Here is a 20,547-nt window from a genome sequence, read left to right on the forward strand (position 1 = left end):
TTGCTATGCCTGAACAAGTTCCCGTTACTGATAGACCGCCCGTATCTGTTTGTATGGCCACATACAATGGTGCCAAACACATCCGGCAGCAGCTAGCATCAATACTCATCCAACTCCAACCCCAGGATGAAATTATTATTTCTGATGATTCTTCTACCGACGATACACTCAGCATTATTGCAGACTTTAAAGATGAGCGTATTCGTGTTTTCCCAAACAATACGTTCAGAAACCCGATATATAATTTTGAGTTTGCTCTAAAACAGGCACAACACGAATATCTTTTTCTCTGTGATCAGGATGACTATTGGTACCCTCATAAGTTAGATACTGTAACAAAACTCTTATCAGAACATCTTCTGGTTGTACATGATTGTGAGGTGGTAGATATTTCAGGAAAAGTCTTGCACAGTTCCTTCTTTGATTATATACATCTTGGGCAGGGAGGTTTTTTTAAAAACCTTCTAAAAAATCGATATGTAGGTTGTTGTATGGCTTTCCGTCGGGATCTACTAGAGCAATCGCTTCCTTTCCCTAAGTCTATTCCGATGCATGATTGGTGGATTGGACTCATTGCCGCAGCAAAAGGAAGGGTGTATCATTGTCCAGACAAATTGATTCGATACATTCGGCACTCCGAGACAGCCTCAAACACAGGAGCTAAAAGTCAGAGAAGTATGCAACAAAAAGTGGTTATACGTTATTTCTTACTTAAAAACATCATCATCAGAGTACTATTGAGCAGATAATATGCAAGCAACTCCTAAAGTATCAGTGGTTATACCTACCTACAACGCAATGGCGCACCTACCTGAGCTGTATACTGCTCTCAAGGCGCAAACTTTGGACTATGAGCTTTTTGTGATAGATTCTGCTTCTACAGATGGGACACAAGCGTTTTTAACGAAGAATCAAATAAACCACCATGTCATTGCCGCAGGAACATTCAATCACGGGGGGACACGTAATGAGGCGCTCAACCATACAACTGGTGATTTGATAATATACCTCACACAAGATGCGCTACCAGCTAATTCAGAGGCATTTATGTATTTAACGCAGGCTTTATTACAAAATGATAATGTAGGTATTGCCTATGGTCGCCAGCTTCCCTACCCTGATGCTGATCCGTTTGGCGCTTTTACCCGAATTTTTAATTATCCGCAAACATCCCAACTCAAAACGCTACAAGATGCGGACCGATTAGGTGTAAAAGCATGCTTCTTGTCCAACTCTTTTGCCGCCTATAAACGTGAACTGCTCCTGAAGTTAGGTGGTTTCCCCACCAATGTCATCATCAGTGAGGATGCCTATGTAGGAGCCAAAGCCCTTATTAATGGTTATAGCATTGCCTATGTAGCTGAGGCAGAAGTTTATCATTCTCATAATTATAGTATCAACCAAGAGTTCAAGCGATACTTTGATATTGGTGCTTTTTATCAACACGAGCGCGAACTGATGAAGCCCTTCAGTAAGGCTGGTGGCGAAGGCTTACGATTTGTAATCAAGCAATGCCGCTATTTGATTGAAACCAAAAAATACCACTATCTACCCGAATGGTTTGTACGAAACATTGCCAAATTCATCGCTTTTAAGCTAGGTGCTTGGGAGGCATATCTGCCTATTGGGTGGAAAAAGAAACTGAGTATGCATGCCTTTTTCTGGAAATAAACATCAATCTGATACTACTTTGGCTACTCCAAGCGCAACCCCTACCATATTCCAACAAGCTCAAGCTTGGCTGCTCTATGCTTGTGTACTTTCGCTTCCTTTTAGCATCTCGCTCAATAGCCTCATCATTATGCTCTGGCTGATACTATGGGTCGTTGAATGGAACTGGAAAGAGAAGCTGCAACGACTGTATACAAATCTGACCCACTGGATGATTTTTTTTGGATTTTATGGGTTGCACGTGCTTGGAATGTTTTATTCTGACAACCTCGCTGAAGCAGGATTTGATTTAGAGCGCAAAATGACTTTTGTGGTTTTGCCATTGCTCATAGGGTCTCTTCAAAGCCTCAATCTAAGCATGGTTCGCCGTATACAGATTGTATCTACACTAGCCTGTCTGCTGATTCTATTGGCACATAATTATGCTTTGGTATTCGAATTTGATAATCAAATCAGCAACGTACACTTTAGAAATCTACTTACACACACCCCTATATTTGCAATACATCACGTATATTTGTCTTTATATATTTTGTTGTCTATTATATTTGTATTTGAAGAAGTCGGGATACTGTTGTTAGAAAATAAAAAAATAGTCATCATCACGATAACTGTAGGAATATTATTTTTTTATTTATTATCATTATTTATCCTATCCGCACGAACCGTATTACTCTCCACACCAATTATTCTAGGTCTATACTTACTACTCAAGCTCCCCAAAAAGCAAGCCTTTGCTTTTATAAGCATACTTTCAATGATGTTGTTGGGTGTGTTTTTTTTACAGCGAGAGCGCATACAGTACATGTGGCAATTTTCACAACCACAAGAAATCAAATATGAGAGTCCTCATTGGTACGATTGGACAAGTGGCCTTGCTATCAGGCAAGCCATCTGGAGTTGTAGTATGGATGCTTATAAAGGCGCTAACTTATACTTTGGACATGGTACTGGAGATGCAAAAGGCGCTTTACTATCGGCATATACTTCTAGAAATTTTGTACTTGCATTGGAGTACCAATTTAACGCACACAATCAATATATAGAGACGCTCTTAGCTTTAGGGTTTGTAGGTTTAATATACTTAATAGGTATGTTTTTTAGTTTTATGTACATAGCCTATCTCCGTTCCAACTGGGTACTAGGATTATTTATGCTTAGTTTTATGATATCTTGCACCACAGAGTCCATGTTGCAAGCTCAAAAAGGCATTGTATTTTTTACCTTAGTAGGTGCGCTATTGTTATACTCCCCACCAAAACCTACTCCCCCACCAATCTATGATTAGCGGAGGGAGTTTATGTTAGCGTGTGTTAGAGAAGGGGGAGGCTTATTTTTTGAGGTTATCAAAAACGGCCATTACTTCGCTTACGCGTTGGCGCGATACTTCTAGCAGTTCTTTCTCGTTGTCATTGAGTTGGAGCTCGATGATTTGCTCGATACCATTTTTACCTAGGATTACCGGCACACCGAGGTAGCAGTTGTTGATACCGTATTCACCTTCGAGACTGATACATACCGGGAACACGCGGCGCTGGTCTTTGACGATGGCCTCTACCATTTGTGCAGCAGCAGAACCTGGCGCATACCAAGCCGAAGTACCCATCAGTTTCACGAGTTCGCCACCACCGGTTTTGGTGCGCTCTACGATAGCGTCGAGGCGGGCAGCATCGATCAGCTCCGTCACGGGGATACCGCCTACAGTGGTGTAGCGTGGTAGGGGAACCATGGTGTCGCCGTGGCCACCCATCAATACCGCTTGGATGTCTTTGGGAGATACGTTGAGTGCCTCTGCCAAAAATGCACGGTAGCGCGCTGTGTCCAAGATACCGGCCATCCCCATTACCTTGGTGCGGGGCAGCTTAGAGGTAACGTGAGCGGCATAGGTCATTACATCGAGGGGGTTCGATACCACAATGATGATGGCGTTGGGAGAGTGTGCAATCACATTTTCGGTTACCGAAGTAACAATGTTGGCATTGGTGCTGATGAGGTCATCGCGGCTCATGCCGGGCTTGCGGGGTAGGCCAGAAGTGATGACAACTACGTCAGAGTTGGCTGTGCGGCTATAGTCGTTGGTTACGCCTACGGTGCGGGTATCGTACAAGTCGATGGGGGCTTTTTGCCAAATATCCAAAGCCTTGCCTTCAGCAACACCTTCTTTGATATCGAGGAGAATGACTTCGTTGGCTACTTCGCGGTAAGCCAATACATCGGCACAGGTTGCACCTACGTTGCCGGCACCTACTACGGTTATTTTCATATGAATCAAGTGGTTTTGTATGAATGAAACAATATCGGATTGTCTATAGCGGTAAAGTTAGGAAAGTTTTGAGAATTCGCGTTCTTTTAAGCAGACAAAGATGGCTTCTCAGTTCTTCGTCAGAAGCAAAAAAACAGCCTAGCAGGCAGCCTTATCGGGCTGTTGCTAGACTGTTGTTGGACACGCGCTTAGGGGCTATTGCTTGACTACTTTGAGGGCCTGCGCACCGCTTTCTGTTTTGATAAAATACAGACCGCCGGCTAGGTTTGACAAGTCAAACCAGAGGGATGTGGTGTAGCCACAAAATGTTACCATCTTCGGTTTTGCCGCGCAAAGGCAGGCCTCTCTCGGCAGCTACTGCTGCAATGCGTCTTTGTTGTTGTCGGTATTCAACCTGAAAGTACAGGGTTTGAATTTTCCCCGGAGAAAGCACCTGCGCATAACTGCTTGTGTTGGCTATCCCCCAGAAAAACAAAGGGAGTAATAGGTAGTGTCGGTTCATTGATGGATATATTTGATTATGACATAAATTAAAACTTTGCACGTATAGCTATCCTGTCAAGTTCAAACCTTGTGTTGTAAATTCGGCAAACGGCTCCATTATATGGATTAACTACTGCCAACATCGATAGTATACATCAACTTTCCCTCCGCAATGTTCTGAGTGTTTGGTCAATCCTACGTATCTTTGTCCCATAGATTCACTATAATTGTTTATACAATCATTCTCTCACTAAACCAATCAATACTATGGGTGCAGGCGGAACTTCTGGCGGCACAGAGCGCTTCTTACTAGGCTTGGCTATGTTTGTCGTAGGTGGCTACTTGATGCTCAATGCGATTCACGTCAATTGGTACAATTCTTTTTACATCGGCGGTATGCGGATGAATACCGGGTTTCTGATGATTCCTTTCATATTTGGCATTGGGCTGACTTTTTTCAACTACCGTAACATCTGGGGCTGGGTCTTGATGTTTGGCTCCTTGGGGTTGCTGGTTGTGGGGGTTATCTCTAGTGTCAATTTTAGTATACGACATATGACTTCCTTTGAGCTGATAGGCATTCTTGTCTTGCTTTTTGGCGGATTAGGATTGTTTTTAAGCTCATTTAGAGGCTCTTAATCATCGCCCCAAACCCTTTGGGGCTGTCTTTTTGTTATCTATTGGTAATGTATGGCCACTGCCCTACAGCTTTTGTACACACTGGTGGGCTTCTAGCCTTTTGCTCAGGAGCGCGCCAGTCTAACAGAACAACAAACTATGAGTGAAGCTACCAAAAATCAACGCGTAAAGCCTGATTGGCTCAAGATACAGCTGCCTACCGAGCGCACATATTTTGATGTCAAAGACACGGTCAAAACCCATAAACTACACACTATCTGCGAAAGCGGCAAGTGCCCCAATGTAGGGGAGTGTTGGAGCCGAGGAACGGCTACTTTTATGATTTTGGGCGATATCTGTACCCGCGCCTGCCGCTTTTGTGCTGTCAAAACTGGCCGACCCGAAGCCGTAGACTGGGACGAGCCCGCCCGCGTGGCCGAGTCGGTGTTCTTGATGAAGCTCAAACACTGCGTGGTTACGTCGGTAGACCGCGACGACCTCGCCGATGGTGGTGCCGCTGTTTGGGCTGCCACTATCAAGGCCATCAAAGCACAAAACCCCCAGACTACCATCGAGGTGCTCATCCCTGACTTCAAAGGCAAGGCCGAACTTATTCATCAAGTAACCGCCGAGAAGCCGGAGGTTATCTCGCACAATATGGAGACTGTACGCCGCCTGACACGCCAAGTACGCCGCAACTCTGACTATGACCGCAGTCTATCTGTCTTGAAGCACGTCAGCGAAGCCGGTATCCGCCCCAAATCGGGTATTATGGTCGGTATTGGCGAAACACAGGCTGAAGTGCTCGAAACAATGGATGACCTACGCGCCGTAGGCTGCGAAGTCCTCACTATCGGCCAATACCTACAGCCTACCAAAGAACACCTAGAAGTGTCTGAGTTTGTCAGTCCCGAGGTATTTGCTTTTTATAAAGCACAAGGCCTAGCTAAGGGCTTCCGACACGTAGAAAGCGGCCCTATGGTACGCAGCTCTTATTATGCCGAAAAGCACGTGTTGTAGTTTCGGAGAAAATCAACCAAAGAAAAAGGCTTCGTTCTTCTATCAAGAGCGAAGCCTTTTTTTGGTAAGGCATACCACAGGGCATAAGCAACAGGCAGCTCAATGGCGAAGCAACATTGAAGAACACCTCCAGCTTCGAGCCACTTTTCTGAAATTGCCCGGTGGTGTGATGTGCATCCTAATTTTGCTGTTTTAATAGCAGCTCATACCGTGTGCTTACCTTCTGCCAATCAAGAATATTCCAAAAAGCGGAGACATACTCTGCGCGGCGGTTTTGATACTGCAAATAATAGGCGTGCTCCCACACATCGAGCCCCATTACCGGCACCCCTTTCTCGGCTACAATATGATGCATCAGCGGATTGTCTTGGTTGGCTGTATCGCTCAAAAATAATTTGCCCGAAGCATCCACCGAAAGCCAAGCCCATCCAGACCCAAATCGGTTGAGTGCCCGTTGGGCAAAGGCTTCTTTGAATTTAGCCAAAGACCCAAAGCTAGCGTCTATGGCTTGTGCCAGCTTGGCGCTGGGGCTGAGGGCAGGCTTGGGGCTGAGTATTTCCCAAAATAGGCTGTGGTTATAGTGCCCTCCAGCATTGTTGCGCAGGGCAGCCTCCTCGGGTTTGAGCTGCTGTAGCAGTTGTTCTAAGCCTTTTTGGTCATAACGTTGATTGCTGCGGCCTTCGAGGGCTTTGTTTAGGTTATTGACATAGGCGGCGTGGTGCTTGCCGTGGTGAATATGCATCGTCTCTTGGTCGATATAAGGGGCAAGCGCTTCGGGCGCATAGGGTAGGCGTGGTAGCTCAAACTGTGTGGGGCGTGCTGCACCAGCCCATAAAAACTGAGGTTGTACCATTGTGGCCAAACCGGCCAAGGCGGTTGTTTTAAGAAAAGTGCGTTTGTCCATAAGTATTGGGATTGTGTGCTCAAAAAAGTACGATGAAGTACTAGTCATGAAACACCAGAATATCAAAAATGATTTGTAACTTGAGCACAGGATACACATTGTCCCTATTTTGATTGTCTTGTTACACCCAAAAATCATGTCTCAAAATCCGATACCATCGTACCAAAACTCCCCCCTGTGGTGGTGGATATTTGTGTTAGGGGGCTTCGCCCTCCTCGCGCTTGTAGGTTTTGGCTATTGGCTACCCCAATACGCTTTTTATGCGCGTTATTTGTTTAGGCTGCTATTGTTGGTACACCTAGCAGAAGCCGTATATGCCTATGTTTTGGCCTCCCGCGCAGGGCTTGGGCAAGTAGCTTGGGCTTGGGCTGCGCAGACCATGGCTTGTGGGTTTTGGGCTTTGCTCTTGCTCAATAAAACCATCCGCCTACACGGGCGCAAAGCCTAGGGCGAAGTCTTGGTGTAGTAGGCAAAAATCCGTAAATTATACCAAGATTTACTGGATTTGATTTTCTTGATGCTCAAGGATTGTCCGCATATCCATTTCCCAAACCAATGTTGATTGGGTATAAAGTATCTGCTTATTTCCAACACACAAACACATCACTGTTTATGAAAATCACCTATTATGGTCATTCTTGTGTAGCCGTCGAAACACAAGGCAAGACCATCCTCTTTGACCCATTTATCAAGCATAACCCCCTAGCGGCACACATAGACGTAGCCCAATTACGCCCTGATTATGTGTTGTTGACCCACGGCCACGCCGACCATGTGGCCGATGCTGCCGAAATCGCGCTCCAAGCCGATGCTACCCTCGTCTCTAATTTTGAGGTGGTAGAGTGGTTTGCCAAACAAGGCGTGCAAAAAAACCATCCGATGAACCACGGCGGTAGCTGGAATTTTGACTTCGGCAAGGTAAAATATGTCCACGCAGTCCATTCCAGCACCCTGCCCGACGGCAGCCCCGGCGGCAACCCCGGTGGTTTTATCCTATGGGGCGACAAGACCATCTACCACGCCGGCGACACCGCACTCACCTTGGATATGCAGCTCATCCCTCGGTTTGCCCAACTCGATTTGGCCTTGCTACCCATTGGCGACAACTTTACGATGGGGGTGGAGGATGCCATCATCGCCGCTGATTTTATCGGCTGCAACAAGGTTCTCGGCATTCACTACGATACCTTTGGCTATATCAAAATAGACCCACAAGCCGCTAAGGAGGCTTTTGCTGCCAAAGGAAAAGAACTCATACTACTTCATATTGGGGAGAGCCTCTCCCTCTAACACAACTAAACCCATATCCGTCTGCTCGTCTCAAGGGCAGGCGGCCCGTGATTACTCTCTTGATGCTATGAGCCAACAATCTTCTATCAAGTGTATTATTTTAGTGGATGATGATGAGGTAAGCAACCTTATCAATGAGCGCAGTTTACACAAATACAACCCCCAATGGGAAGTAAAAGTATTTACCCAAGCCCCAGAAGCCTTACATTTCCTGAGTACTGATGCGCTCGAAGACACCCTGATTTTATTGGATTTGAATATGCCGGAGTTGGATGGTTGGGCATTGATGGCACAACTGGCAATGCAAAAGTCTGATTTCAAAGTCCTAATTCTTACCTCCTCTATCCGCAAGCAAGATATTGTACAGGCTAAAAATTATGCACAGATTTTGGGCTATGTGGTCAAGCCTTTGGATGTAGCTAAAATCGAAAAGTTTCTGAAGGACTTATAAACCTCTAAAAAGGTAAAAAAATAAAAAAGGCAGTGTCTCACTGCTCAACCATCTACCCTTGCTGTCTTCCGACCCTGGGGGATTCAACAGGAGCTAGTAGCACTGCCGATACAAAGGTACAAAGGTTTTTGATTTTGTCAAATCTTCTACCCTCCAAAAACGCTTTATTTTAGGATTATCCTTGTTTTGGTAGAGGCCATTGTCCCTCAAAGACTTGAATGGCAGGCCCTTGAAGATAGATGTTTTGAAAGCTGTTGGCCGATTTTTTTTCAAATTTTACTTGCAACAGCCCGCCGGTAGTTTGAATAGATACAGGGCTTTGGACACCCTCTTGAACAGCTGCCACCAATGCACAAGCCGTTACGCCTGTGCCACAAGAGAAAGTTTCGTCTTCTACTCCTCGCTCATAAGTACGTACACATAGGCTGTTGGGGGCTTGGTCTAGGCTCATAAAGTTGACATTGGTGCCTCCTGCCGACACAAACGGCGCTCCGTAACGAATGCGTTTGCCTTCGGCCACTACCGGATATTGAGACAAATCATCTACAAAAGCCACATAGTGTGGGGAGCCAGTATTGAGGAAATAATAGCCGTCGCCTTGCGCTATCTCCGATACGTCAAGCATCTTGAGCGAAATAGCCGTACCAATACGAGTAGCCTCGTGAGGGCCATCTACGGCGATAAAGTGCGTCTGTTGGTCGAATATCCCTAAAAAATGAGCAAACTGTACCGCACAACGCCCCCCATTGCCACACATACTCCCCTCGCCACCGTCGGCATTATAGTAACGCATTCGGAAGTCATAGCCATTGGCTTCTTCTATCAAGATAAGCCCATCCGCACCAATACCAAGCCGTCGATGACACATAGCCGCTACCAACTCCTTGCTATAAGGGAAATGCCCTTGACGATTGTCTATCATCACAAAGTCGTTGCCGGTGCCTTGGTATTTGAAAAAAGGAATATGTGCTGTCATCATAAGATAAGAAACTCTAAAGGAGAGGAGATATAAGGCTAGCTATGTTGTGCAACTACGTTGCTAAAAAGCCTTATGGGGATTTCCTGTTGTTAAAAAATAAATGTACAATTACAAAAAGCCCCATAGGGTAAAAAAAGAAGTTGTCAAAAAGCGCTCTGATGCGCAGAGGCGCAACCAAAACAGCGGCTTGACAACTTGAAAGAAAAAGCAGACAACAATAGTGCTTAGTTGTTATCTGTTACACGCTCCTTGATACGTGCAGCTTTGCCCATTTTGCCACGGAGGTAGTACAGACGCGCACGACGTACAACACCGCGACGGACAACTTCAATTTTTTCGATGTTTGGAGACAACAAAGGGAAGATACGCTCTACCCCAACACCGTTTGATACTTTACGAACAGTAAAAGTTTCACCGTTGGTGTTGCTGTTCTTGCGTTGGATCACCACGCCTTTGAACTGCTGGATACGTTCTTTGTTACCCTCACGGATTTTTACGTGTACGTTTATCGTATCACCAGACTTGAACTCAGGAATATCCTTGCGTGCTTCTTGATATTCAGATTCAATGTATTTGATTAACTCGCTCATAACCTTTGATTTATGCTTGTATTAATGATTTGCAAACAGGCTAAAACTGAAATGGGACGCAAATATAACTAATCCTGAAGACTTTAGCTTGTTTACGCCAAAATAATTCTCTACTTTCTTAGGCTTTGTAGGGTTCTGGGCTATGGAGTTGATTGTTTTTTTTTGCTTTGCCAATATATACTCCCAGCCCTGTAGCCATAAGCGCTACCCCTAGCAGCAAGAGCAATACCCAGCCCGGGGCATAGTCTTTGGCGCAGTAGGCAAGCCCCAACCACAGTAAGTGTAGGCCATAAAGTATGAAAGAGGCTTGGATGTGGGTATGGCCTGTGTCGATGAGCAAGTGATGCAGGTGGTTGCGGTCGCCACGAAATGGAGAGCGTTTCAACACAAACAGCCGCCAAGCAAATACCCTGAGGGTATCAAAAAGTGGCAAGCCCAATAAAAAAAAGGCAAATACAGGAATATATCCCGTCGGCAGCCATTGCCGTGCATCGGCTTCGTTGATAAAGACAATGGTGCCAACGGCACAAATGGCTCCGATGAACATCGAGCCAGTATCGCCCATAAAAATACGGTTTTGGAAATTGAACACCAGAAAGGCCACACAGGCTCCGGCAGTAGCTGCCATCAGGGTGAGCCAAGGGGTCAGATTCCATAGATAAAAAATAGCCCCCAATACTGCCAACACCCAGAAAGCGATGCCGGCGGCCAAACCGTTGATGCCGTCCAAAAGGTTGAACGCATTGATGATGACCAAGACCACAAAGCCCGAAAACAACAGGCTCAACATGTAGGGCAATTCTTCAATACCCAAAAAACCATAAAACCCAGTGAGGCGAATATCTGCTCGCCAAACAATGATGATGACAGCAATAAGTTGGGCTGCAAATTTTTTGCTGGGCGATAAGGGAAATATATCATCCTTGATACCCGCAAAAAACAAGATGAGCAAGGCTGCCAAGAGATGTAAAAAGGCAGCCGTGCTTTGGTCTGCCAGCAAGGTGATTGTAGCCAAGGCACCAGCAAAGATAGCAACCCCGCCTAAGTTTGGTATATGCACCAAATGGCGCTTACGCTCATTATCGGGCGTATCATAGAGTTGCTTTTCTTCGGCTATTCGGATGAGGGCAGGTATCATCACATAGCTTATCACAAATGCACTTAAAAGTGCCAGTATCATCATCATAAAAACCTTGTAAAGTGAAGTAGCGCTACAACACGCTACGGTACAAAAAGCGTACTATTTCTACAACAAGGTTTAGTAAGCGTTTTTATCTCCCACCAGCATATTCACCACAGTCATCACAATGATCTTGAGGTCAAACCAAAAAGACCAATTTTCTACATAAAAGATATCCATTCTGATGCGGTGGTGCATCGACTGTACATCTCTTGTTTCTCCACGAAGCCCCTTGGCTTGAGCCAAGCCGGTAACCCCAGGTTTTACAAGATGGCGCACGACATACTTGTCAATATAGACTTTGAACTGCTCATCTAAAGGGATAGGGTGTGGGCGCGGACCAACTACGGTCATATCTCCCAAAAACACATTGATAAACTGAGGCAGCTCGTCTAGGTTGGTTTTGCGCAAAAACTTCCCCACTCGTGTTACCCGGCTATCATTCTTAGTAGCTTGCACAAAGGTGGCGTTTTTTTGGTAGGTCATCGTACGAAACTTGTAGCACAAAAAGTGCTTGCCGTCTCTGCCAGAGCGTTTTTGTCGAAAAAAGACCGGGCCTTTGGAATCGAGCTTGATAATGAGGCCAATCAAGGGAATAAGCCAAGAGAGGATAAAGACAAGTACCAAAGAAGCAAAGACAATGTCGAAGGAGCGCTTGATTATCCGGTTGCCCAGTTGGGTCAGGGGTTCGTGGCGCAAGGGAACCAAAGGCACTGTTCCGTAGCTTTCGACGCGGAAGCTGTCAAAATCAGGTTGTGTAGTTACGGTTTTGACTCTGAGCAGGTGTTTATCGGCTATTTTACGTACGGCGTTTAGGGTTTCGTGAGCGTCTATAGAGAGCGTAAAGAGAACTTCGTCTGTCTCGTTATTGGCCAGAAAATCATCTAGTTTTTGCAAAAACGCATCTGCGTCGTTGTTGGGTGTGAGGGTGGGGTCAAAATACCCAGCAAACTGAAAGCCCAAGTCGGGGCGTTCGGCAAAGAATTTTTCTAGGGCTTTTCCGGCTTCATTATACCCTACAATCACTACGCGTTTTTGGTTGTAGCCCAAGGAGCGGTATGTACGGATGAAGTATACGGATATGGTACGGAATGCAATCATTCCCCCTATAAAAAAAGCATAGGTATAGCCCAAGTGTAGGCGGGAAAAGTAGTTGTTTTTGAGTGCCCAAAAAGCCACGACCACTACTACTAGGTGTAGTATGGCTGCGATGATAGCTTTTTGGAAGACAGTGCGGTAGCGGTCGAGGCGGGCATACACATTGTTGTTGCGCAAGAAAGTGATGCCTATCCAAAGGATATTGAAATAGACCAGCAAGAGCCCGTATGAACTGGACACAAAGTTTTGGAGACCGTCAAACTTAAGCCAATAGCTTAGGATAAAAGCCATATTCAGCAGGAGTAGGTCTCCTGTCAAATAAAACAGTCGCATGAGTTTTGCGTAATCCTTGAGCATAAAGTTGTTGTTTTATGGTGTTGTGGTTGATGGGTTTACTCTGTTGGGTTTATCCAATTGAGTAGATATACGCAAAGTTAGAGACTCGTGTTGTGATGTGAAGGAGAATTGTTTGTACTTAGTTTATGAAACCTCTATTCGGTTTGATAAATAGTGGAATGCGAAGAGTGAGTTGAAAAATGCGAAGAATATCACCCCTGCTTGGCGACTCAACATAGACTCGGTCAGGAACGCAAAAGCACAGAGCAACAAGAAGGCTGCATAGAGGTACTGTCTTTGGGCGAGGCTTCGGTAGAGGGGCAAAATCAAAACACCGATGAGCAGTAACAAGCCGATGATGCCATGGCGGAGAGTCGTCTGGAGATACTCATTGTGTGCGTTGAGCTGTAATGATTTTTCATATACAAATCCTTTGCCTGCATAACAAGCTTGGAGCTGAGCTTGTACGCCTCCTGTGCCTAGGCCGTAGAGCCACTGCTGGTTTTGGCTGAGAATCTGTAGCCCACAAACCAAGATGTTCTGACGGGTATATTGTTGGACGGCGGTGTCAGGGTTGCGGATATGCGCTTCTATCCAGTCGATACGGGTGAGGTTTTGAACAAAAGCCTGTCCGTTGTGGGTATGGTACAGGCCTATGCTGATGCTCAGCAGGAGTACCCAAAATAGGCCTGCTAAGACATAGCGGCTAGTCTGTATCCAATAGACCGTCAGCAGGATAATCAGCGTAGCGGCGATGCCTAAGAGCGTCATCTTGGCCTGAATCAAGAGCAGAAATAAACCAAAATACCCCAAGAGGCCAATAATCCACTTTTCTTGTCGCGGATTGGTATAGGTCAGTAGGCGGCTCAACAAAATCAGCATCGAAAACCCTACGTAAAGTCCCAAGTATGGACGATGCATGACTATCAGGCGTTGCAGTTTGGGTAGGCCGGAGTTGAGGTCGAGGATAAAGGCGAAGCCCTCCCTGAAAGTCAGCAAGGTGGCTACCCAGACTGCAATGACAAAGGCACTGAGAAGCTTTTGCATAGGCAAGGAAAAGCGACCTGTCGCAAAAAACCACGGCAGCAAGACCAACGGCAGGCGTGTGGTAATTTCGTGTATGGCTTGTGTGGATTGGCTGGGTTTGTAGGCCAGGAGGTGTAGCAGATAAAAGATACTGATAATAAGCAGCCAATCGAGGGAGATGGTCGGGCGTGTAGGTTTGTGATACAATAGCCCCATCAGCCAGAGTAATGCCAGACAGGCTATCCATAAGCTTCCCCATTGGATTTGCCCTAGGTGTTTAATAAGGCCTAGTTTGCTATCTCCCCCCAACATGCCAAAAGGTATCCAACAAACGAGCAAAAAAACAATGATTTGCCAATAGGTCTGTAGCGGTATAGGTGCTTTTTGAGAAGCTAATAGGGGCATAAATAGTGTAGAAGTATACTAAAAAATGATAAAGCCAAAGATACACATAATTTTGGGTAGGCCAAGGTACAGCCTGCTTCTTATTGTGTTTTGTGGGGGAGACTCATTGGCGCTCCAGTGTAGCTCAGAGTCGAGGGTCAACTTCTTCGCTTTCGAGCGCCAATATCCCAAAAACGCTTTCGTAGATGCGTCTTAGAGGTTCTTTATTGACAAAGCGCTCTAGGGCTTCGATGCCTAGTGCAAAATCTACTTGTTGAACGCTACGTTTTTCTTGTGATGTATCAAAGTTGATTGGTTTTACAGGAGTACGGTATACTTGGCGAGCCTCTACGGCCACTAGCTCTTATTCAGGATAACGTAGGGATGTTAGTTTTCCGACAAAAACGCATCCTGTGCGATGGCTACACTCATCAACGAAGAGGCGACATAGGCTTCATCGTTTACATACTGCCCAAGGGCAAAATTTTCTCCGCTTAGGTTGCGCGCCTGTCGCACCATTTTGATGGGGTCTATCTCTAACAAACAAAAGGCTGACGGTAGTTTTTTGCTCGCTTTTTTGAGGATAAAAAATATGTGCCTACCCCATAGACAGTGTTACAGATTGAACCTTATCGGGGTGTTTATACAGCAAATACCCCAGCGCTGTGGCTGGTTGGTGTGTGGTAGTAATATTCAGAATCATCGTAATAGCTGTTGAAAGATTGGTCAGCGCCAAACTTCGCACAACAACAATGGTTGAGCAGCAATTCCTCCTTGGGCTACAACTCTAACTTTTGCAGCTTGCCATAGGGCATCGTGTCAATGAGTTGGCGCAATGGCTCTTCTTTTCCTTCGAGGCCATATTTGTCCAGATTTTTGAGCGGTCGGTCGGCGCGAAAATAAGCCACCAATACAAAATTACTATCCCTTAGTTGGATATAATCGGGGATTTTGGCCTTGCCTTTTACTTTGATAATATGCATAACGACAGAGTAGATAAGAGAAACACCTGATAAGCGCAAAACAAGCGCCCAAGGCCAAAAGTTTTGACCTTGGCGCGGGGGGCATTGGTTAGCCGTTATTTTTTTGGTAATCGCTGAGGAACTTGGCCAGGCCAATGTCTGTCAGGGGGTGATTGAGCAAGCCAGTGATGACACTAAGCGGGCAGGTAACCACATCGGCTCCAATTTCGGCACACTCCACCAAGTGCATCACGTGGCGTACAGAGGCTGCCAGTACTTCGGTATGAAACCCAAAGTTGCCATAAATTTCCGTAATCTGCGCGATAAGCGCCAAGCCGTCTTGGCTGACATCGTCGAGACGACCTACAAACGGCGACACATAAGAAGCCCCCGCCTTGGCTGCCAAGATGGCCTGCCCAGCCGAAAACACTAGGGTGCAGTTGGTACGGATACCTTGGTCGCTGAAATACTTGATGGCTTTGACTCCATCGCGAATCATGGGTATTTTGACCACGATTTTGTCGTCGAGCGCGGCCAATGCCTCACCCTCGCGAATCATCCCTGCATAGTCTGTGGCGATGACTTCGGCGCTCACGTCGCCGTCTACAATAGCACAAATGGCTTTGTAATGAGCCATTACGGCATCTGTACCTTTAATCCCTTCTTTGGCCATCAGAGAGGGGTTGGTGGTTACGCCGTCAAGCACGCCGAGGTCTTGTGCTTCCTGAATTTCACTAAGGTTGGCCGTATCGATAAAGAATTTCATAAAACAGTGGGAGGGGGGTAAAAGTAAGTACATTACTACAGGGTAGTAAAATTAAACAACTTTTCTGAGATATACGCCTTACCCGAAGCGATTCTTCTGCTTTTGTTGTAGATTCTTTGGCGGCTGCGTTTGTCTGGCCAAAAGCTTCCATTGCCGCGCCAGAGGTGTTGTCTAGGCATAGGGATAGGAGACTTGGGGCTTTTTGTGTATTTTTAGCTCAGATTGTGAACATAAAACCCCTCGTCTATGCGACAATGCTACCTACTGCTCTTGTTGGCCTGCTGCCTGCCGTTTTCAGTTTGGGCACAGAAACAAGCGCTTACACACGATGTATATGATGGTTGGCGCGAAATACAAGCCCACCAAATCAGCCCCGATGGACAATGGATTGCCTACGTGCTCAACCCTCAAGATGGGGATGCAACCCTAGAGCTTTTCAACCAAAAAACGGGCAAATATACCCGCTTTGAGCGGGGTGAAAACCCTAAAATCAGCTTTGACAGCCGCTGGTTGGTGTTTAAAATCAGCCCTCAGGCCGATACACTCAAAGCCATGCGCCGCCGCAAGGTCAAAAAAGAAGACTTACCCAAGGACTCGCTCGGTATCTATGACCTGCGCAACGGCCAACTTCAGAAAATAGCCGATGTCAAACGGTTTGAAATGCCTGAAAAATATGCCGGATGGATGGCCTATTGGCTAGAGCCTGAAAAGCCTTCTTCCAAAAAAGAGAAAGCCGAGAAGGACGCAACGCCTGATTCGACCCAAAAATCCAAAGCCGAAAAGGCCAAAAAAGAAAACGCCGAAAACGGCAGCAAACTGGTCTTGCTCAACCTCCAAACCAGTGCTCGCGACACGGTATGGTATGCTACCCAATTTGCTTTTGCAGAAGAAGCACCTGCGTTTGCCTTCGTTACCAAGGGCAAAGACAGCACCTTCCCCGAAGGAGTATATGCCCAATTATTAACACAACAGCGCCGCGCCCACATCCAGGCCGCTAAGGGCGACTACAAAAACCTACAGTGGGACAAGGCCGGCACACAATTGGCCTTTGTAGGAGATACGGATACCTCGGCCAACCACAAAAAAGCCTTGCTCAAGTACTATGACCTCTACTACTGGCGCGATGGCCAAGCCGAAGCCCAACGCATTGCCCAAGCAGGGCAGCCAGCATTCCCACAGGAGTGGATGGTCAGTGAGCACCAACAACCGATGTTTTCGCAAGATGGCCGCCGCCTCTTTTTTGGCATTCACCCCAAACCCCTCGTAGCTGATACAACACTATTGCCCGAAGAAATTGTGAATGTTGAAGTTTGGCACTGGCAAGACGGCTACCTCCACACCCAGCAAAAAGCCAATGCTGAGCGAGAGAAAAAACGCGCCTATATGGCCGTATACCACATCGTAGACAACAAGCTTCTGGCTCTGGCTACCGAAGAGCGTCCTAACCTCAGCCTTGGCAACGAGGGCAATGCCCGCTATGCCCTAGCTGCCACCGATGTGCCTTACCGCCGTTTGTCGACTTGGGAGGGTTTTCCACCCTATCACGACATCTACCGTGTGGATGTACAAACCGGTGCAGCCAAGTTATTGGCCACCAAAATAAAGGCATACCCGCAAATCTCCCCACAGGGCCGCTATGCCTATTGGTACAATGTACAGGACTCTGCGTGGTTTGCCTATGATTTTGAGCGCGAACAGCTGAGCAATATCAGTCAAGCCGCTGCTACGGTATTTTATGATGAGCGCGACGACCACCCCGACTATCCTTCGGCGTATGGGATTGCCGGTTGGCTCGAAAATGATGCTGCGCTCATTGCCTATGATCGCTACGACCTATGGCAGTTGGATCCGCAAGGTCGGCAAGCACCCATCCGCCTGACCACCAACGGGCGCGAAAATCAAACGACTTACCGCTACATACGCCTTGACCCCGAGGAGCGTTTTATCCGACCTAATGCGCAAATGCTCTTGCATTTGTTTGAGGAAAAATCGAAGGCCGAAGGTTATGCCCAACTTACCTTGCCCAAGGCTGCCAAGCCTAAGGTGTTGCTCAAGGAAGATTTTGCTTTTAGCAATAATGTCATCAAGGCCAAAAACACGCCGGATGTACTCTTTACCAAGCAAAGCTTTACCCAGTTTCCAGATGTTCAGCTCAGCGACTTGGGTTTCAAAAAACAACAGCGTATCAGCCGCGCCAACCCCCAACAAGACCAATACCTATGGGGTAGTGTAGTGCCGGTTTCTTGGACAGCCTACGATGGCACACCGCTGGAGGGGATGCTCTATCGTCCAGAAAACTTCGACCCCAACAAGAAATACCCACTGATGGTGTATTTCTATGAGCGCAATGCCGAAAATATCCACCGCCACTGGGCGCCGGCTCCTATCCGCTCTATCATCAATTTTAGCTATTTTACTAGCAACGGCTACTTTGTGTTTGTGCCGGATATTGTCTACAAAGACGGCTACCCTGGCGAAAGCGCCTACAACTGTATTATCTCAGGTACAGAGGCAATGCTCAAGGCGCACCCTTATCTCAACCCTGAGCGCGTAGGTATCCAAGGGCATAGCTGGGGCGGTTATCAGACGGCCTATCTCGTTACACGCACGAATATGTTTCGTGCTGCCGAAGCCGGAGCGCCCGTGTCAAATATGACCAGTGCCTATGGTGGCATTCGCTGGGAGTCGGGTCTGAGCCGTATGTTCCAGTATGAGCACAGCCAGAGCCGTATAGGAGCTACTTTGTGGGAGCGGCAAGATTTGTATATCGAAAATTCTCCCATCTTCTTTGCCGACAAAATCAATACGCCTCTACTGTTACTCCACAACGACGAAGACGGGGCTGTGCCTTGGTACCAAGGCATAGAGCTGTATGTGGCCTTACGCCGACTAGACAAGCCTGTTTGGATGCTCAATTACAATGGCGAAGCCCACGGAGTAATGAAACGCCACAACCGCAAAGACTTTACTAAGCGGCTTTACCAATTCTTTGACCATTATCTCAAAGATGCACCTGCACCAGTGTGGCTGGAGAAAGGCATTCCGGCAATCGAAAAATCGCTGAACACCGGCCTGGAGCTGATGGAAGAGTAATGATTGCCTTTTAGGGCTTTCGATATGAAGTTCGAAAACTGAGCCATCCCAGATTTTTGGGGTGGCTTTTTTTGTGTCAAGCGAATCCTAATGGCTTTATTATCAGGGGAAAAGGATGTCGTGTGTTGGGCCAAAGGATGAGTTGTACCTGTTTTTGGCCGTTATGGGGTGCTTTCCTACCTCTTTGTGTGTTATTTTTGCCAAATTAGCCATACTTTTTTATCTTGCTTCGCTGCTGAGCCTAATTGCCCCAAAACCAAACTCTATACCTATCTTTGGGGTTTTACTATACGGACTAAACCGCTACCCCATTTATGGGGGCACACACCTCATTTATGACACATACTTCAGTCGACTATATCATTGTTGGCCAAGGTATTGCCGGTACGGTGATGACGGCCACGCTCCTCGAACGCGGGGCGCAGGTACTGCTCTTGGACGCACCCGAGCAGCCTACAGCCTCGCTGGCCGCCGCCGGCATCTGTAACCCCATCACAGGCAGGCGTTTGGTCAGAACTTGGATGGCGGATAGGCTATTCCCTGTATTGCACGACTTTTATGCGCGATGGGGCAACCTCCTCCAGGCCGATTTCTATATGCCCAAAGAAGTATACCGGACTTTTGACAGTGTAGAGGCCCAAAACTCTTGGTATGGTCAAAGCGCTGAGCGCGGCTGGGCAGCATTTGTAGACTCCCAAACGGACGACAGCCGCTACAGTCCTTATATAGCCAATCCGCTGGGTGGTTGGCAAACTCGCCAAGGAGCATATGTAGAGGTGGGGAGAATGTTGGAGGCTTTCCGTCAATATTTTCAACAACAAGGCATCTATCAAGCCCAAACCTTTGATTATGCAGCGCTTCAATGGCACGCAGGCCGTCCCCAATGGCAAGGTCATCAGGCCAAAGCCCTGATTTTTTGTGAAGGAGCCGCCTTGGTACACAATCCATTTTTTAGCTGGCTGCCCATCCGCCCCAACAAGGGCGAATGGCTCGAAATAACTCTCCCCGCTGATTGGCCACACATACAGCCCGAAGAGGTCATCAATAAGGGGTTTTTTATGTTACCTTTAGGAGGGCATCGTTGGCGTATAGGTGCTACTTATGACAATCAAGATGACTCTCCCCAAACTACCAACCACGCCCGACAAGAGCTGGAAGCCAAGTTGGCTCAAACCTTCAAACCTCCTTATACTGTGGTAGCGCAAGCCGCAGGACTTCGCCCTACTACTCCCGACAGAAGGCCGCTGGTGGGGGTACATCCCCAACATCCCCACTTAGCATTGCTCAATGGACTTGGTACCAAGGGGCTATCATTAGCCCCCTATTTTGCCGCCCAGCTGGCTGACTTGCTCATACATCAGAAAGCCATAGAACCCGCTGCGGATTTGCAGCGTTATGCAAACAAGTACTTTACTGCTCCTACAATTTAGCCC

At 47.0% G+C, this 20,547-nt stretch carries 24 protein-coding genes and 1 other RNA gene; 10 read left to right on the forward strand and 15 right to left on the reverse strand.

Annotated features, from left to right (window positions below; genetic code table 11):
• Positions 1-5 precede the first annotated feature (5 nt).
• Genes G499_RS0105140 through G499_RS0105150 form a run of 3 tightly spaced genes read left to right on the forward strand, consistent with a single transcriptional unit; the run spans position 6 to position 2,959 of the window.
• A complete protein-coding gene (locus G499_RS0105140; protein ID WP_051295926.1) occupies positions 6-749 on the forward strand; it encodes a glycosyltransferase family 2 protein in 744 nt (247 codons plus the stop codon).
• Between the two features lies 1 nt (position 750).
• Positions 751-1,671: a glycosyltransferase family 2 protein gene (locus G499_RS0105145; RefSeq protein WP_026999059.1), complete on the forward strand. Its 921-nt coding sequence runs from the start codon at positions 751-753 to the stop codon at positions 1,669-1,671.
• Positions 1,652-2,959, forward strand: coding sequence for an O-antigen ligase family protein (locus tag G499_RS0105150; RefSeq protein ID WP_026999060.1), 1,308 nt, complete (start codon positions 1,652-1,654; stop codon positions 2,957-2,959). Before G499_RS0105145 ends, G499_RS0105150 begins: the two co-directional genes overlap by 20 nt.
• 42 nt (positions 2,960-3,001) lie before the next feature.
• On the opposite strand, the gene mdh is transcribed toward G499_RS0105150, so the two are convergent.
• On the reverse strand, positions 3,002-3,934 hold the full coding sequence (gene mdh, locus G499_RS0105155; RefSeq protein WP_026999061.1) for a malate dehydrogenase: 933 nt from the start codon (positions 3,932-3,934) through the stop codon (positions 3,002-3,004).
• A gap of 274 nt (positions 3,935-4,208) precedes the next feature.
• Entirely contained in the window at positions 4,209-4,436 is a 228-nt protein-coding gene (locus G499_RS0105160) for a hypothetical protein (protein WP_026999062.1), read from the reverse strand.
• A 248-nt stretch (positions 4,437-4,684) separates the two neighbouring features.
• Here G499_RS0105160 and G499_RS0105165 point away from each other — a divergent pair, with 248 nt between their 5' ends.
• Together G499_RS0105165 and lipA are read left to right on the forward strand one after the other, a co-directional pair.
• Complete coding sequence (locus tag G499_RS0105165) at positions 4,685-5,056, forward strand: hypothetical protein (RefSeq protein WP_035726577.1); 372 nt, start codon at positions 4,685-4,687, stop codon at positions 5,054-5,056.
• A 138-nt stretch (positions 5,057-5,194) separates the two neighbouring features.
• Positions 5,195-6,055, forward strand: coding sequence for a lipoyl synthase (lipA, locus tag G499_RS0105170; RefSeq protein ID WP_026999064.1), 861 nt, complete (start codon positions 5,195-5,197; stop codon positions 6,053-6,055).
• A 178-nt stretch (positions 6,056-6,233) separates the two neighbouring features.
• On the opposite strand, the gene G499_RS18815 is transcribed toward lipA, so the two are convergent.
• Positions 6,234-6,959, reverse strand: coding sequence for a Fe-Mn family superoxide dismutase (locus G499_RS18815; protein ID WP_035726579.1), 726 nt, complete (start codon positions 6,957-6,959; stop codon positions 6,234-6,236).
• A 136-nt stretch (positions 6,960-7,095) separates the two neighbouring features.
• Here G499_RS18815 and G499_RS0105180 point away from each other — a divergent pair, with 136 nt between their 5' ends.
• The 3 genes from G499_RS0105180 to G499_RS0105190 all read left to right on the forward strand — a co-directional run bounded on the left by G499_RS0105180 (position 7,096) and on the right by G499_RS0105190 (position 8,700).
• On the forward strand, positions 7,096-7,407 hold the full coding sequence (locus tag G499_RS0105180; RefSeq protein ID WP_026999065.1) for a TMEM254 family protein: 312 nt from the start codon (positions 7,096-7,098) through the stop codon (positions 7,405-7,407).
• Between the two features lie 164 nt (positions 7,408-7,571).
• On the forward strand, positions 7,572-8,249 hold the full coding sequence (locus G499_RS0105185; RefSeq protein ID WP_026999066.1) for a metal-dependent hydrolase: 678 nt from the start codon (positions 7,572-7,574) through the stop codon (positions 8,247-8,249).
• Between the two features lie 67 nt (positions 8,250-8,316).
• Positions 8,317-8,700, forward strand: coding sequence for a response regulator (locus G499_RS0105190; RefSeq protein WP_026999067.1), 384 nt, complete (start codon positions 8,317-8,319; stop codon positions 8,698-8,700).
• A 22-nt stretch (positions 8,701-8,722) separates the two neighbouring features.
• Here the strand turns inward: G499_RS0105190 and ffs are convergent.
• From ffs to G499_RS21680, 12 genes are all read right to left on the reverse strand, one after another.
• Positions 8,723-8,810: signal recognition particle sRNA small type (gene ffs, locus G499_RS21435), an RNA gene on the reverse strand.
• Positions 8,811-8,875: 65 nt separating this feature from the next.
• Positions 8,876-9,679, reverse strand: a complete 804-nt coding sequence (locus G499_RS0105195; RefSeq protein ID WP_342663918.1) for a diaminopimelate epimerase — start codon at positions 9,677-9,679, stop codon at positions 8,876-8,878.
• Positions 9,680-9,903: 224 nt separating this feature from the next.
• Complete coding sequence (gene rplS / locus G499_RS0105205) at positions 9,904-10,269, reverse strand: 50S ribosomal protein L19 (protein ID WP_026999069.1); 366 nt, start codon at positions 10,267-10,269, stop codon at positions 9,904-9,906.
• A 118-nt stretch (positions 10,270-10,387) separates the two neighbouring features.
• On the reverse strand, positions 10,388-11,455 hold the full coding sequence (locus G499_RS18820) for a glycosyltransferase family 4 protein (RefSeq protein WP_035726580.1): 1,068 nt from the start codon (positions 11,453-11,455) through the stop codon (positions 10,388-10,390).
• Between the two features lie 72 nt (positions 11,456-11,527).
• Positions 11,528-12,880 (reverse strand): undecaprenyl-phosphate glucose phosphotransferase, encoded by a 1,353-nt coding sequence (locus G499_RS0105215; RefSeq protein ID WP_161627698.1) that lies wholly within the window; start codon positions 12,878-12,880, stop codon positions 11,528-11,530.
• 147 nt (positions 12,881-13,027) lie between these two features.
• On the reverse strand, positions 13,028-14,314 hold the full coding sequence (locus G499_RS0105220; protein ID WP_026999071.1) for an O-antigen ligase family protein: 1,287 nt from the start codon (positions 14,312-14,314) through the stop codon (positions 13,028-13,030).
• A gap of 124 nt (positions 14,315-14,438) precedes the next feature.
• Complete coding sequence (locus tag G499_RS0105225; protein ID WP_026999072.1) at positions 14,439-14,651, reverse strand: hypothetical protein; 213 nt, start codon at positions 14,649-14,651, stop codon at positions 14,439-14,441.
• A gap of 29 nt (positions 14,652-14,680) precedes the next feature.
• The gene (locus G499_RS22380) at positions 14,681-14,836 is read right to left on the reverse strand and encodes a hypothetical protein (protein WP_211231583.1); all 156 of its coding nucleotides are present in this window, start codon (positions 14,834-14,836) and stop codon (positions 14,681-14,683) included.
• Between the two features lie 55 nt (positions 14,837-14,891).
• Complete coding sequence (locus G499_RS22490) at positions 14,892-14,996, reverse strand: hypothetical protein (RefSeq protein ID WP_211231584.1); 105 nt, start codon at positions 14,994-14,996, stop codon at positions 14,892-14,894.
• A gap of 76 nt (positions 14,997-15,072) precedes the next feature.
• On the reverse strand, positions 15,073-15,276 hold the full coding sequence (locus G499_RS0105235) for a hypothetical protein (protein ID WP_026999073.1): 204 nt from the start codon (positions 15,274-15,276) through the stop codon (positions 15,073-15,075).
• Between the two features lie 88 nt (positions 15,277-15,364).
• A complete protein-coding gene (fsa, locus tag G499_RS0105240; protein WP_026999074.1) occupies positions 15,365-16,021 on the reverse strand; it encodes a fructose-6-phosphate aldolase in 657 nt (218 codons plus the stop codon).
• Between the two features lie 35 nt (positions 16,022-16,056).
• Positions 16,057-16,200, reverse strand: a complete 144-nt coding sequence (locus G499_RS21680) for a hypothetical protein (protein ID WP_154658319.1) — start codon at positions 16,198-16,200, stop codon at positions 16,057-16,059.
• 67 nt (positions 16,201-16,267) lie between these two features.
• Here G499_RS21680 and G499_RS18825 point away from each other — a divergent pair, with 67 nt between their 5' ends.
• A complete protein-coding gene (locus tag G499_RS18825; protein ID WP_035726582.1) occupies positions 16,268-19,114 on the forward strand; it encodes a S9 family peptidase in 2,847 nt (948 codons plus the stop codon).
• 335 nt (positions 19,115-19,449) lie between these two features.
• Complete coding sequence (locus G499_RS0105255) at positions 19,450-20,544, forward strand: NAD(P)/FAD-dependent oxidoreductase (protein WP_035726692.1); 1,095 nt, start codon at positions 19,450-19,452, stop codon at positions 20,542-20,544.
• Positions 20,545-20,547 lie beyond the last annotated feature (3 nt).

The sequence above is a fragment of the Eisenibacter elegans DSM 3317 genome, assembly GCF_000430505.1.
GTDB classification, from domain to species: Bacteria; Bacteroidota; Bacteroidia; order Cytophagales; family Microscillaceae; genus Eisenibacter; species Eisenibacter elegans.